The organism is Arthrobacter sp. (assembly GCF_031179385.1).
In the GTDB taxonomy this organism is placed as follows: domain Bacteria; phylum Actinomycetota; class Actinomycetes; order Actinomycetales; family Micrococcaceae; genus Arthrobacter_D.
The window spans coordinates 1-14,058 of sequence record NZ_JAPSHV010000076.1 but is presented as its reverse complement, the minus strand read 5'-3'; the positions used below and the strand labels follow the sequence as shown (position 1 = coordinate 14,058).

The 14,058-nt window shown below is 60.5% G+C and carries 9 protein-coding genes and 4 pseudogenes; 8 read left to right on the top strand and 5 right to left on the bottom strand.

Translation table 11 applies throughout. The features are described 5' to 3' along the window. From RIF85_RS11020 to RIF85_RS11005, 4 genes are all read left to right on the top strand, one after another. A partial coding sequence (locus RIF85_RS11020; protein ID WP_309071952.1) for an amidase family protein occupies positions 1 to 522 on the top strand: 522 nt, incomplete at its 5' end. A 152-nt stretch (positions 523 to 674) separates the two neighbouring features. Then, positions 675 to 1,682, top strand: coding sequence for a hypothetical protein (locus RIF85_RS11015; protein ID WP_309071951.1), 1,008 nt, complete (start codon positions 675 to 677; stop codon positions 1,680 to 1,682). A 205-nt stretch (positions 1,683 to 1,887) separates the two neighbouring features. Then, positions 1,888 to 2,775: a LysR family transcriptional regulator gene (locus tag RIF85_RS11010; RefSeq protein WP_309071950.1), complete on the top strand. Its 888-nt coding sequence runs from the start codon at positions 1,888 to 1,890 to the stop codon at positions 2,773 to 2,775. A gap of 532 nt (positions 2,776 to 3,307) precedes the next feature. Next, positions 3,308 to 4,630: an MFS transporter gene (locus tag RIF85_RS11005; RefSeq protein WP_309071949.1), complete on the top strand. Its 1,323-nt coding sequence runs from the start codon at positions 3,308 to 3,310 to the stop codon at positions 4,628 to 4,630. 817 nt (positions 4,631 to 5,447) lie between these two features. Here the strand turns inward: RIF85_RS11005 and RIF85_RS11000 are convergent. Then, a pseudogene (locus RIF85_RS11000) lies at positions 5,448 to 5,589 on the bottom strand (ABC transporter ATP-binding protein); the annotation flags it as partial. 470 nt (positions 5,590 to 6,059) lie between these two features. Here RIF85_RS11000 and RIF85_RS10995 point away from each other — a divergent pair. The 3 genes from RIF85_RS10995 (at position 6,060) to RIF85_RS10985 (ending at position 9,266) form a co-directional block, all read left to right on the top strand. Further along, positions 6,060 to 7,226: a TRAP transporter substrate-binding protein DctP gene (locus RIF85_RS10995; RefSeq protein ID WP_309071948.1), complete on the top strand. Its 1,167-nt coding sequence runs from the start codon at positions 6,060 to 6,062 to the stop codon at positions 7,224 to 7,226. Positions 7,227 to 7,291: 65 nt separating this feature from the next. After that, on the top strand, positions 7,292 to 7,801 hold the full coding sequence (locus RIF85_RS10990) for a TRAP transporter small permease (protein WP_309071947.1): 510 nt from the start codon (positions 7,292 to 7,294) through the stop codon (positions 7,799 to 7,801). Between the two features lie 40 nt (positions 7,802 to 7,841). Continuing rightward, positions 7,842 to 9,266, top strand: a complete 1,425-nt coding sequence (locus tag RIF85_RS10985; RefSeq protein ID WP_309071946.1) for a TRAP transporter large permease — start codon at positions 7,842 to 7,844, stop codon at positions 9,264 to 9,266. Positions 9,267 to 9,530: 264 nt separating this feature from the next. Here RIF85_RS10985 and RIF85_RS10980 read toward each other — a convergent pair. Both RIF85_RS10980 and RIF85_RS10975 read right to left on the bottom strand, forming a co-directional pair. Further along, positions 9,531 to 9,803: pseudogene (locus RIF85_RS10980) on the bottom strand (IS3 family transposase); the annotation flags it as partial. An 80-nt stretch (positions 9,804 to 9,883) separates the two neighbouring features. After that, a pseudogene (locus tag RIF85_RS10975) lies at positions 9,884 to 10,264 on the bottom strand (IS110 family transposase); the annotation flags it as partial. Positions 10,265 to 10,481: 217 nt separating this feature from the next. Between RIF85_RS10975 and RIF85_RS10970 the strand changes: the two are divergent. Next, positions 10,482 to 11,315, top strand: a pseudogene (locus RIF85_RS10970) (transposase); the annotation flags it as partial. Between the two features lie 351 nt (positions 11,316 to 11,666). Here the strand turns inward: RIF85_RS10970 and RIF85_RS10965 are convergent. After that, positions 11,667 to 12,584 carry a 2-dehydropantoate 2-reductase gene (locus RIF85_RS10965; RefSeq protein ID WP_309071945.1) on the bottom strand — a complete coding sequence of 306 codons (918 nt, stop codon included), beginning with the start codon at positions 12,582 to 12,584 and terminating at the stop codon, positions 11,667 to 11,669. Positions 12,585 to 13,288: 704 nt separating this feature from the next. Further along, positions 13,289 to 14,058, bottom strand: a 770-nt coding sequence (locus RIF85_RS10960; protein ID WP_309071944.1) for a penicillin acylase family protein, incomplete at its 5' end; no start/stop codon positions are given.

The following is a 14,058-nucleotide window of genomic DNA, read 5'->3' as shown; positions in this document are numbered from 1 at the left end:
GCAGCGGATAATCTCGAACACTACCTCCGCTCCCGCAATGGTCCGACACTGCAGGAACTGGTCCGAACCGTTGCCAGTACCGACGTCAGGCACCTTCTGGTATCGGGTCTGTGCTCCGTGAATCAGGACGAATATCAGGCTGCGCTCCAGACCCGGCAGCGGCTCCGTGAGGAGCTGCGGCGGCGCTTGGACGAGTCAGGTGTAAAGGCCCTGATGTTTCCCACGGTCCCTGTCGTGGCGCCACCCGTGGACCAGGGCCTGCGGATGGAAGTGAATGGCCGAATGGTTCCAACGTTTCCCACTCTTATCCGGCACTCCGACCTCGGTGGAGTCCTCGGTTTACCCGGCGTTTCCGTCCCCGTCGGCACAGGCACGGCGTCCGGCCTTCCCGTCGGCATGGAATTCTCGTCTGCCGCCGACACTGACGAAGGCCTTCTAACACTCGTGGCAACATTGGAGCCACTCATTGCACAAGTCACGCCGCCCAGCAAACTCCCTAACCTCGAAATCTCTACGACCTGAACACAATCACCAGCGGCCATACCTGCGTGGTGGCGGGAGATGCCTTTACTGCCTGGAATCCCTCCCTCGCCAGACGTTAGCGACCCGCACCTGCCGGCGCCGCATTGCACGGCCCCGCCACGCGGATGGCCCATCGATGACAGGAAAGCATCATGATTGAACATAACCGTGGTAACAAGGCCGAACGCACAAGTACCTGGCCCGCTAGTGTTGCCGTCATCGGTGCCGCCGGTCTCATCGGTTCCGGCGTCGTCGAACGTCTTGCCGTGGAAGCAATCACCGACACGGTGTACATGACAGACCTGCGGGACAACGTCCTGCACGCCCACGCTATCGACATTACCGAAGCGCAGATCCTCGCCGGCAACACCCGCACCAGGCTCGTCGTCGGACCGCCCGCAGATGGAACTTCCGTTGACCTCGTCATCGTGGCGGCATCAGCACCTGAAACTCCCGACGGCGACCGCCGGGACTTCCTTACGGCCAATCTCAAACTAATGCAGCTCCTCCTCCCCAACATCGAACGGTTGGCCGGAGAACGCGGCATAGTCATGCTGCTCTCCAACCCGGTCGACGTTCTTGCCGATGCCCTGAGACAGCTCTCCGGAATCAGCCCGGACCGCATCATCGGCTACAGCCTCAACGACTCCATCCGCTTCCGTGCAGCCGTAGGCCGGGAACTCGGTGTAGCGCCGGAACGCGTTGACGGGCTCGTCCTCGGCGAACACGGTGACGGGCAAGTCCCGCTGTTCAGTGCCCTCACTCAGGATGGAAAGCCCCTGAACCTTGACTCCGACCAGCGAGCCCGGATCACCACGGACATCACCGGCTGGTTCTCCCGGTGGTCAGCCCTCAAACCCGGCCGCAGCAGCGGCTGGACAACGCCTCTGGGCGTCGCCCAGATCGTAAAAGCGATGGCAGCAGGACATATACATCCGGCTACTATCTGGACCGGCAGCGTCAGCAGCCTCCCCGACAGCTTCATCTCCCTCCCAACACGGTTCGAGGATGACCGCGTGGTCTCCGCACTGGAGGCGGTCTCCCAGACAGAAAACGAGGGCCTGACGCAGGCCGCCAAATCAGTCGAAACAGCCGCAGCCCAGGCAGTCCACAACCTCCGCAGCGCTAATTTAGGCAGCGCGGCGCCCACAGACGGTTAGATGGCGGAAAGGGCAGCGGTAGCGCCTCTCAGAGTCCAGGCCTCGTGGATCGCGAGGGAGTTACTGGCGGAGAGAAGATCACTTCCGCGTAGAGCCACGTAAGCATTCAGCGGGAACTGGCGCCGACGAAGCAGTCGCTGTCTGCCGCCTGTTCAAGCTCCTAATAAAGGCGCCCGACCGCATTGATGCACCTTATGCTGAGGATATGACAGGAATGGATCTCAACCTCCTCCGCGCGTTCATGACTATCTACGAAACCGGAAGCCTGACTCGTGCAGCTACCGAGCTGTCCGTCACACAGCCGTCCGTCAGCTATGCCCTTGGAAAATTGCGCAAACAACTCGCCGATCCATTGTTTATCCGCTCCCCCGAGGGAATGACCCCCACGCGGCGGGCAACGGAACTTTTTGAAACGATCAAGCCGGCAATAGCCGTCATTGACGCGACGGTTGAAACCGGACGAACCTTCGACCCTGCCTCCACAGAGCAGGAGTTCCGATTGTGCCTAAGCGATCTCGGGGAACTCACTTTCCTGCCGCCCATCCTTCGCGCCTTCGGAAGCGAGGCCCCCAACGCAACGCTGGAAATCATTCCCATGCAGATCGACTCGGTGTCCGAGTGGCTGACGCTTGGCGAAATCGACGCCGCAGTCGCCAGCGTGCCCATCGAAGGAGCCGAACACCACGTGATTCTCTACGACGAGCGGTACGTCTGTGTTCTGCCTCAAAGCTACACAAGCTCATCCGAATCACTGACCCTTGACGAATTTGCAGGCCTGCCCCACATCGCCATCGACCGGTCGTCCGGACACTATCAAGCCGACCGCGTGCTTGAATCAATGCAGATCAAACGGCGCGTTGCCCTCCGCCTCCACCACTTTTCCGTGCTCCCCGAAATAGTGGCCGGCAATGACTACGCCGCCATCGTCCCTTTGCACGTCGCCGAACGCTTCGCAGCCCAGCAGCCCGTGACTTTCCGCGAACTTCCCTTCCACATGCCAGCGTTCAATGTCTCCCTGTACTGGAACGGAGCAGCGCCAGTATCACCGGCCCGCACCTGGTTCCGAGAAATGATCGCCAACGCATTGAAGTAAAACTTGGCCTCAAGAGCGCATGCGTCGTCGTCGTCCGAGTCCAGGAGTGGCCGAAATGCAGGCCGGCTCTCCTGCCCTGCGGCGCGACGCGCCACACCTACTGGGCTGCCGGAACAGATCCATCACCTGGCCACGAGGTAGGCAATAGATAGATTCTATTTATATGATGTGAAAGTTTGATTGGACCTATACCCTTCGCGGCCTTACCTTCGATTAAGGGCAAAAGGGCGCCGGCATGATGACCCACCAGCGCGCAGCAGGGAAACCACCACAGTGTAAGCCCGTAATCACGCTGCACCCGCTGAGTGCCGGAATCAAGCGAGCCAGGGAGGATTCGCAATGCAGAATGCTCCCACAACTGAACAACCCGTCCCTTGGACCGCACTCGATCGAGGAATCGCCGGCCCGGCCTCACCCAGAGGACCCGGACTCCGAGACATAACTTCTTCAGTACCAAGTCCGCAGTGCGCCAAGCCGGGTTGAGCCCGCAGCCAACTATCAGAACACTCCCTGACTCGATAAAAGGAAGACCATGAGCTACGACCAGCAAACGGCGCCCAGCCGCGCTGACCTTTTCAAAGTCCGCTTCGCCAGCGGGATCGGATCGACGATCGAATGGTATTTGTCTTTCGCCTATATCTCGGCCGCTGGGCTGATCTTTAGCAGCCAGTATTTCGGTGCCCTGGGGCCCAATGCCCTTATCGTCTCGCTTGGCTCAGTTGCCGCCAGCTTTATCGCGAGCCCGTTAGGCGGTGTGGTGGCCGGTCACTTCGGCGACCGGTACGGCCGCAAAGCCACGCTCATCGGCACCTTGGCCGTCATGGGCGTAGCAAGCCTCGGAATAGGTCTTCTGCCGACCTACGATCAGATCGGCCTTGCCGCACCCGTCCTCCTGGTCATCTTCCGGTTCCTCCAAGGTCTGAGCACCGGCGGCGAGTGGGGCGGCGCAGCCCTCATGTCGATCGAATACGCTCCCCGAGCCAAGCGGGGCTTCTACGGGGTGTTCTCCCAGATCGGCACCCCCGCAGGCCTTGTCCTGTCCACGGGAACCTTCTTCCTCGTGCAAAGCCTGACCACGCCCGAACAATTTGAAACCTGGGGCTGGCGGGTACCGTTTTTCATCAGCGTAGTCCTCGTCCTCGTCGGTCTGAAGATTCGGACATCGATCTCCGAGACCCCCGCCTTCGCCGAGATCAAGCAGCAGCACGAAGAAGTGCGTGTCCCGCTCAAGGAGGCCTTCAAGAGCTACTCATGGCACATGTTCCTGGCCGGCGCGTCCTTCATCGCAAACATCCTCGCCGGATACCTGCTCATCGGATACCTGCTCTCTTACACCTCGAACTCGCTCGAGATGGATGCCGGTCCGATCCTGCTCATCCTGATGCTCTCAGCCGTTGTATGGATCGCATTTACCGTTCTCGGCGGCATCTGGTCCGACCGCTTCGGGCGCAAAAAAACGATGATCGCCGGATACATGCTCATGGGAGTCTGGGCTGTCCCGCTATTCCTTCTGATCAACACCCGGTCCCTCTGGGCTTTTGCCGCCGGTGTTTTCGTTCTGGCCATATCGCTGGGCGTCTCCTACGGGCCGCAAAGCGCCATGTTCGCGGAACTCTTTCCCGCACGCATCCGATACACCGCTGCTTCGCTGCCCTACGCTGTGGGCGGCATCGTCGGCGGCGGCTTTGCTCCCGCGATCTCCGAGTGGCTCCTTCAGACGACCGGGACACCGTTCTCGATTTCGATCTACCTGATGCTTTTCGTACTCCTCTCAATTACTGCGCTCCTCCTCCTGCGCAAGTCCTACTTCGAGGGTTTCCCCGAGGACAGCGAAAAGGCAACACAATTGAACTAAACCTGAAACCCGGGCGGCCGGATGCCACCGCGATGAGGGCCATGTGGTGACATCCGGCCTTCTCTCTATATTCGACATGAAACACGACTGAGCGAGTGCACGGAGGCGCCAACCTTCCGTCTGGGGGCGACGGAGCAAGCGCCGGTCCGGGTCGGCGAAATCGATCTCCCAGAACCCTGCTTTCGAGGCGGAAGGTCGTCTACGCCACGGTCGCGGGGAGACAATCGCCCGCGACCGTTTGTCAGACCCAAGCACATAGGGTTGGGCCATACGGTCGCCAATAGTTGTTTTTCCCCTTTCGTTGCGGCCGTATAGCCCAGCAGTCCGATACATAGACAGACCAGATCAACGGATTCAAAAAATCAAACGAGAATCATGGCACGAGTAATTCGACGTACCGCGCGTACCCCCACGAAGGCGTCAACGGGCTTGCGCCGGTGACATTCCTGTTGTGACCCCTACCAGTCCTTGGGAGGACGGATATCTCGGGACCTGCTCGCTGAAAGCCTGCTTGCACACGACGTGCGTTGCCTGTGATCCAGGAAGTTAGTCCTGGAGCTGGTGCCTTGAGCAAAGCTTCCGTCGCGATAGTTGAGCGTAAAGTTTCCCACTCACATCTATCCCGTTTCCCGCGTGATGCTCGAGGGCTGGCCCAGGAACATATGGCTGAGGGTCAGGGTAGATGCCCTGACCCAGTAACGCGCTGCCGCCCGGCTTGCAGCGGCTTGGGTCGTCTTCCGGGAATGGGGCGCCGAAGGAGGATCTGATCCTGCGGATCTCCCCGACCGCCCAGCTTTCGACGATCTCCTTCAATGAGCCGGTATGCCACGGCGCGGGCGATCGCCACGCGCTGCTCCATCCATGCCGCCGGAGTGCTGCCAGGGGTAGGACTGCCGCACGTGGCACGGTCCTACCGCCTCCAGCGCGTCATTGACAAGCTTGTCCCGCTCGGCCCGCGGTTCGGCTTCCTCGAACGGCGTTCGCGGGTGTCCATGCCGCGCGCATTCGAGGCGATGTTTGAGGCTCATCGATTGTGTCTATAGTCATCAGAAAAAATATTTAGTTGCTTGATTGATCTTTGACGCCCTATAGTCGATCTCGCTGCCCAGAACAGCGTGATGCGCGTCGCAGCCCACGTCTATTGGAGAACACATGACCGTCCGAGTCGCCACTGTACAAGCTGAACCCGCTTGGCTCGATGCCGAGGCTACCGCGGTGGAAACGGTCGATCTCGCGGCCGAGACGGCAGACAAGAGGGCGGGGCTCGTCGCGTTTCCGCGCAGCGGCCAAGGAGAACGCAATCGCCGAGCTTCCGGGTACCAACGATTCACAGATATTTCATAGCGCTGAGCACGGCGAGCTTGAACCGCAAGATCCCCCGCCCTCCAGTGCTGGTCCCATTCATCCCATCTAGAGGAAAGATTTTATTGTGACTTTTCCCAACAAAAAGCCGGCCCAGGGCCGGTCATCGCATTCGCGCTACAGCCGGCCGGCGCTCGCCTCCGCCGTTGTCCTCGCAGGGGTACTGGCCCTGACTGCCTGCGGCAATGGCGGCTCCGGACCCGGAGCCTCCGGCGAGGAACAGATTGAATTGTCCGTCTCCACCATGGCAGTTGAGGGCACTCCGAATGCCCTGGTGCAGGACTGGTTTGTCAAGGAAGTCGAAGCCAGGACAGACGGCCGGCTCACCTTCGACGTCATGCCGCCGGAGGCGCTGTGTGCCGCGCCAGAGATCGTGGTCTGTGTCCAGGATGGCCGTGCCGACGTCGGCGTCTCCATCCCCGCCTACACCCCGGACCTTTTCCCCGACTCGGCGGTCGTGGAGATTCCGTTCATCGGGCAGAGCGGCAGCGCCGTCACCCAAGCGCTGTGGACCGCGCATAACGAGCACGAGGGCGTGCAGGCGAATTATGATGAGCTCGGACTGAAGCTGGCGTCCATGTGGCCCAATGGACGTCTGCTGTTCGGCGCCGAGGAGCCGGTCGAAGGTATCGAAGATATTGAAGGTCTGCAGGTGCGGGCATCAGGCACGGGCGTGCAGACTGCCATTGAAGCGGCAGGCGGTAATATCGTTGCCCTGACCATTGCCGAGACCTATGAAGGTATCCAGCGGGGTGTGGCGGATTCGGTCGCAGTGGCGATCGACGGCCCGGTCAACTACAAGTTTATGGAACTCCTGCCCAACTGGACCGATCCCGGTTACGGCCACTACAACACCTTTGCCATGTGGTTCAATCAGGACGTTTACGAAGGCCTACCGGATGACATCCGCAGCACGGTTGACGAGGTCATGGAAGAACTCAATTCCGGTGCCGCGATGGAAGCCTTCTCCGAAGGCACCGATCAGCAGTGCCAGCAGATGCTCGACTCCCCGAATGTGGAGACCATGACCGCCTGGTCTGACAAAGCCACTGCCGAGTGGGAAGAACTGCTCGGCGGCCGGGTACAGGAAGCCTGGATCGAAAAAGCCACGTCCAAGGGTCTCGAAGACGCCGAGGGGTATCTCAAGGGGTACAAGAAGCTGCTGAGCGATTACGAATCCGACGACAAGCTCGATCCCGTCGTCGAGTGCGTGCAGCGCTTCACCGAAAAGTAATCCGATTCCTTTCCCCCGCCGCCGGGAAGCGACGGCGGGGGAAACCTTCCTGTCTGGGGCTGTCTATGGAAACTTTCGTCAATCGAATGGCTGCGTTCATGGCCGTGATCGCCACGCTGAGCACTGTCATCCTGATGTTCACAGTGCTCACCGACGTCGTTGTCCGCAACCTGACAAACAACAGTGTCCCCGGCCTGCTGGAGATGGCCGAAACGTCTCTGGTGTTCGCAATATTCTTTGGGCTGGCGTACACCGGAGCCACTAACGGCCATATTGCCGTAAACCTGCTGACTAACCGGCTTCCGGACCGACTGGCACACTGGACACGGGCAGTCAGCTGGATCCTGATGTCTCTGACCCTGGTATGGCTGATCTGGGCCACGGGCTCGCGGGCTGTCGACTCCGTCAGCTCGGGTGAAACCCGCTTCGGATTGGTCGAATGGCTGCTCTGGCCCTCCCGTTGCGCCATCGTGGTCGGCTTTACCGCACTGTTGATCGTGGCGGTAACAAATTGTTTCCGCCTGCTGCGGGGCCAACATGTCTTGGGATACAAGAGCACCTCAATCGATATCTAACTTTGGTCGACCGACGGCTAAAGCCTCTAGGAGTCATTTAATGGAAATTTGGGCCATCGTTACACTGACCCTGGCGCTACTGGTCTTGCTGCTCGTCTCGGAGATGCCGATAGCCTTCGCCCTTGGCCTGTCAGGCGCCGCCGGTCTATTGCTGCTGCAGGGGTTCGACTACACGACCAACATCCTCGGCTCTGTACCGTTCTCCGTCACCTCAAGTTTCACCCTGACTATCATCCCCATGTTCATCCTGATGGGCTTGTTTGCGGTCAAGGCAAAAATCGCCGAGCAAGTATATGCAGTGGCCAATTACGCCTGCCGCCGGATCCCCGGCGGCCTGGGCGTCGCTACCGTGATGGCGTGTGCAGGTTTTGCCGCGGTTTCCGGCTCCAGCATCGGCACCAGCGCCACAATGTCAAAGCTGTCCATTACGGAGATGAAGCGCTTCGGCTATCCCGAGTCCCTGGCAGCTGGCGTCGTCGCCATGGCGGGAACCCTGGGAGTGCTAATCCCGCCGAGCGTGATGCTGGTCCTGTACGCCATCATGACCGGCGAATCAGTTGCCGCCGTACTGGCCGCCGGGATCGTCCCCGGAATACTCTCCGCCGTTGCCTTCAGCATCTACATCATCGTCCGCGCCAAGCGGACCATCCGACCGCAGCGCGAACAAAGCATGAGCTCCGCTCTGGCGGAGGCGTCGTCCGGTTCGTCCGGTTCGTCCGGTTCCGCCAACGTCACACGGATGGCCGCGTTCGCGGAACGCGGCGCACCTATTCCTGCGGTCCATCCGGCGAGTTTCCGGGACCTGCCGATGCGCGGATTCGTCCGTGTCCTCATTCTGTTCCTCATCGTCCTCGGCGGTATCTACTCGGGCATTTTTACGCCCACGGAATCGGCGGCCATGGGCGCTTTCGCCGCACTGCTGATGCTCATATTTGAACTCCGGCGGGAATCAACGCGTTCCATCTTTGAAGGAATCAAGGACGCGCTCAAGGAGAGCGCGGCAACGACTAGCATGGTCTTTGCCGTCGTGGTGGGCTCGACCATACTCTCGATGTTCTTCATCTCGGCACGGATACCGCAGGCGATCACTGATGCAGTGAAGACCCTTGAGGTCAGCCCGGTCGTGACAATGGGGGTCCTGCTGCTGATGCTGATCCCGCTAGGCATGTTCCTGGAGTCGCTGTCCATCCTGGTCATCACCGTCCCGATTCTGTACCCGGTGGCGATGTCCCTCGGCTTTGACGGCGTCTGGCTGGCGATTTTAATCGTCAAACTGATCGAGATCGGCATGGTGACTCCTCCTGTGGGCATCCTCTGCTTCGTGGTTTCGGGAACGTCCGGAATCAAGGTGGAGCAGGTGTTCCGCGGGGTCCTGCCGCTGGTGCTCGTGGATATCGCGATGCTGGCATTGCTGTACTTCGTTCCGGAAATCACGCTCTGGCTCCCCTCACTCGTTAATCCCTAGCTCCCGCGGAAACCAGGCAACAACTTCACTGATCATGTGCAGGCGGCAGGTTTCAAATTGAAGGAATCGGAGTCCACGGGTGAGCCTCTTCTTGGATAGGGCATGTCCATTGAAAGGCACTTATCGGATCTAGACCCTTTCATGACACCAGTGATTGGCCCACCGTAACTGCAGGCACGGCCCACCGGTGATCGCTAGCTGAGGCGGCCGGTCAAAGCCCTCAAGTAGGAGTACCGAATTCCTCTCCAAGCAGTAGCCCTGGCGGGAGACTCCGTCCTCCTCATCGAGCCGGCAGGCGGCGCGGCGAAGGACCGCGATCTCTTGCTCAAGCTGGCGGATGCGGTCACGGGCCGCACGGAGCTCAGCCGATTCCCGAGTGCTTCGCCCAGGCCTGCGGCCATGGCCGATATCGTCCTAGCGTAGCCGAGAAGGGAGCTTGACCGAGTGGATACCGAGATCAGCCGCGGTCTGCTTGATCTGGCGGCCCTCGCGCACGAGAGCGATCGCTCGTGCACTGAAGTCATGCTGGTAAGGCATAGCGACGAGCCTTCCATGAAGGCTCGGCTAGCGACCACGACTGGAAACCAAACCGTAGGTTAGGTGACCGTGTCCACGAACCGGGGGTGGTTTATCGCCCGGGTGCATTCATGGGTCAGGTCCGCGTCAAAGCCGGGGAGCACCTTCAATGCGGAGAGGACCTCGCTGTCCGGTCCACCGCACGCAGGGTGTGCGGCATCGACCGTGCCGTCTCGGCGATGACGAACGCGTCCCGGGCGTCGGTCTTCGACTTCCCCGGATACAGATCCGCTGCCTTACGCATCTCCAGGCCGGGCAGACAGGCGACATGACAGCCGCAGTCCCGGGTCACAGCGACCGGAAGCTCCGATTGTATTCGGCTGATCCACGATCATGAGTACTTTGCCGTGCTACTGAAGCCCGCTGAACAGTTCCCGCCTGGCTTCGTCCTCCGGCAGCGGCCTGTCGAACACCCGTAGCCCGCCCGTTGGAGGGCCTTGGATCCGAATTGACCGGTTTTGGGGATGCGGCCGGCCCCTGCTCGGCCCACACTGACGGCTTGATCAGAAGAATGCCAAGCCCTGATTCGGGACTGTGGCCCATCACAGGAGTGCCTCGGAGTGACCTCCGCCCGGTGACTCCGGCCGTACCGCGGCCAAAAGGATCTACCCGTTCGCGAGGAAGGAATCCCGGATCACGATGACCACTGTCGCCCGCAACCGCCCCTTCGTCATCGGCGAGGACACACACGCCCGCACCCACACCTATGCTGTGCATACGGCCAAGGGCGAGCATCTGGGCAACGAACGGTTTCCGAACACGCACGCAGGCAGATCCGGTGCGATCGCGTGGGCAGCGCGCCGCACGGGAGGCGGCCTCGGAGCCCTCTGGTTCATCGAAGGGGCCTGCAGCTACGGCGCGCTGCTGGCCGGCATCGTCATACGATCCGGCTACCGGGCCGTGGAGGAACCCAGGGTCAGGGCATACGCGACGGCCCAGCGCGGTGCCGGGAAATCTGATCCGCTGGACGCGGCCGCGATCGCTGCTGCAGCCCTGCCGCTCGAGGAATCCCAGCTACGCATCCCTCGCCAGGACGATGGCTTACGGGCCGCATTGCGCGTCCTCGTGGCCGCCAGGGAACAGATGACGGTGGAGCGCACCGCAAAGGTCAACGCCCTCATGGCCCTCCTGCGCAGCGTCGAAATGGGCGTCGCCGCCCGCAGTTCCTTAACGGACAGCCAGATCATGGAGATCTTCCACTGGCGCAGACGTGAAGAGGAGCTGGCCAAAGCGACCGCCCGCGCGGAGGCGGTCCGTCTCGCCAAGCGCATCATGGCCCTCGACGCAGAACTCAAGGACAACGAGACACATACCACCGAGCTCCTGGCCGCCAGCTGCGCAGCAGCCTTGCTGGAAGAGACCTGGGTCGCCCCGGTCACCGCAACAGCGGTCTACACCGCATGGTCCCACCCGGGCCGGGTCCGTTCCGAGGCCGCGTTCGCCGCCCGCGCCGGCGTAAATCCCATCCCATCCCCGCCTCGTCCGGGAAAACGAGTCACGCCTCCGCAGGTCGCTTGACAGATATCGAAGATTCGCATCATCAATAACAGGGCGAGAAAGTCATACCGGGTCCAGTGACCATATCCCCGGCCTTCGGGGACTGAATAAATAACGGGGTGGGCCCACCTGCCGGAGTGATCGCGGTAGACGGTCACGCTCCTATAAGACCATGACCGAACTCCGGATCGCGCTACGGGGCTGGAACCAGACCGCAAGACAAGTCACGTGCAAAGCACACGGCAGACCCATGGCCAGTCCACTAATGGGTCATTCCTGATGATTCCGTCCCGCACTCCCATTATCAGCGTCAACTCAAAGATAACCTCAGGAATCCGCGCGTGATCGTATGACATTGCAGAGGGCGGATAAAACCGGAGTGGACATACCCACAGTATGAGCTGCCGCCTCCACCGCGCCACCGATTGTCTCTATCTCCGTTTGTCGTCCCGCCTCGACATCAACCGTCATTGAGGTTTTATGCTCGCTATGGCCGCTGACCGCCCTCTCCAACGAGGCCCGGATCCGTTCGTCGGAGACCTCGATTCCGAGGGCGCGTGCAACTTCTAGGGACTCCTTCACGATGGCATCTGCTAGACGACGGGCGGATTCCACTGTTCCACTTTGACCAACCGTCAGTCCGGTAGCACCACCGATAGTGTTCAGTACCGTGTTGAAGATTAACTTCTCCCACACAGGTACCTGCACATTGTGGTGCAACGTAGTGTTCAACCCGGCTGCAGTAAACATATCGGTCACCTTTTCAGCCGCTGTTGAAATCTCATCTCGGGGCATCGCGTCTCCCAATATTACGTATCCGGAGTCTGCGGATTCGACGACGGTATCTCCTAACCGATCTGCGGGATAATCGGTTATTCCGGCCAGTGTCCGTTCCGGCCCGAACTCTGCTAGAAGTACCTTCTCATTGCCCAAACCGTTCTGGAGCGTTAACCCGATCGTGGTGCGGTGGAAAAGATGTCGGGCGGCCTCAACGGCGGCAGAGGTGTGGAACCCCTTGGTAAACACCACTGCGAGATCGACTTTCGTCGTCAGGTCCTCAGGTCGCGCTGCTCTCGCGGGAACAATGATCTGCCTTGTGGGCGTCTTGACTATGATTCCATGGCTGTTGAGAGCATCAACAGTTGAGGGGGAGACATCGAGGAATACAACCTGCTCCCCTGCGTCGATGAGTCGAGCCCCGAAAAGCTGCCCCATCGCTCCGGCGCCGATAATTGCTATCTTCATAACTAAGCTCTTCTTTCAATTGCGGATAAGACGGAAGAAGTCTCTGCTCCTCGTTTTGACCGCCCAGGTACCTTTTCTTCCCTGCTGCGGTGCCATCAGCCTCGATAATGACACCTCGGGGGTTCCAGCCAGCAACCATGTCGCTGAGCCGCGGCCAGGTCCCCTGCAGGTTTTATTTAGACGACCCGAGTGGTCATTTTTCAACAAAGAAGCCACGGCGTCGATTTCAAAGCGGAGATCGCCCACAAACCGGACCTGGGTAGTGGTTCGAACTGGTCGTGGCTCCTCGAACCGCCCACGTATACCTCCTTGAAAACCGCCATGCCTTGATGTCTCGTGGATAACAATCGGTGCGGATTACTGAGGTCATCGAAGAACCTGATCCGCGAAGGATCGATTCCAGAGCGAATCGATTCCGATGTTAATCTCGCCCAACAGGTCAGCTGGCCTTTCGCTCTTGCACATGAGCAGACCTACTTGGCCTGCGATAAAGACCGAGTCCCTTATTCCCAGGACGGGAAGCTCCGCATCGGCCTGAGTGCGTCGCTGAACGACACGCGGGATTTATCCATCGTCTACTCCCCCGGTGCGGCGCAGATTAGCCGGGTGATAAACACTGATCCCGAGCTCGGTTCCTGCTTGCCTCCGGAGCAGAAGGCGGCAGGCCATGTGGGTGACCTGCCGCCGTCGTTCTTCCTGCTGTGCTATTTCAGGACCGTGGTGCTTTCCAGGTTCGCTTCGAGCTGCTGCGGGTACAGGTTTTCGGTCTTGCATTCGAAATCCGCATACATCTGCAGCTGGTCCGCGTAGTGCTCGGACTTGGTGCCGTCGGGAGCGATGAAGCCGCTCTGCCCCGGCGGCGCTACCGTGCACATACTGGCCTCCGAACCGAAGAGCGAGACGATGTGGTTCTGCGCGCCGCGGTTCATGTAGGCGGGACCGGTCAGGTTTTCGTCCGGGTTCGCCTGCGGGACGCCGATGAAGTTCTTGTAGGAGAACTCATGCTGGGGTGTCGGTACGCTCCATGCGGAGCGGTCCGCGCCCTGCTCGGCGGTCAGCTGGGTCAGCGCCTGCCGGTAGGAGTCCAGCAGCACCTGCTGCTTGTCGGCGCCGTTGAAGAAGTCGACGCTCTGCTCGACGCCGGCGTCCTTGCCCAGCAGTGCGTTGTAGACGAGTTTGCTGCCGTTGGCCGGCCGCGCCAGACCTGTGCCCTGAGCGTAGTTCTTGAACACCGACGCCGGAAGGTCGTCCTTGAGCACGGATTCGAACAGGATGGGCAACCAGGTATCCATAATGGCTGCCTGCGGCCCGTCCAGATCTCCGTCGCCGTCCCCGTCGCGCCGCTGTCCGTCCCACTCCGTGAGCAGCCGGACATCCTGTGCCAGGGAATCCTTGGCCGGAAGCGTCTTCACTGCCTCCTCCAGGAACGGGCGGAAGTAGCGGATATTCAGGTCCGCGAAGGATGTTTCCTCGT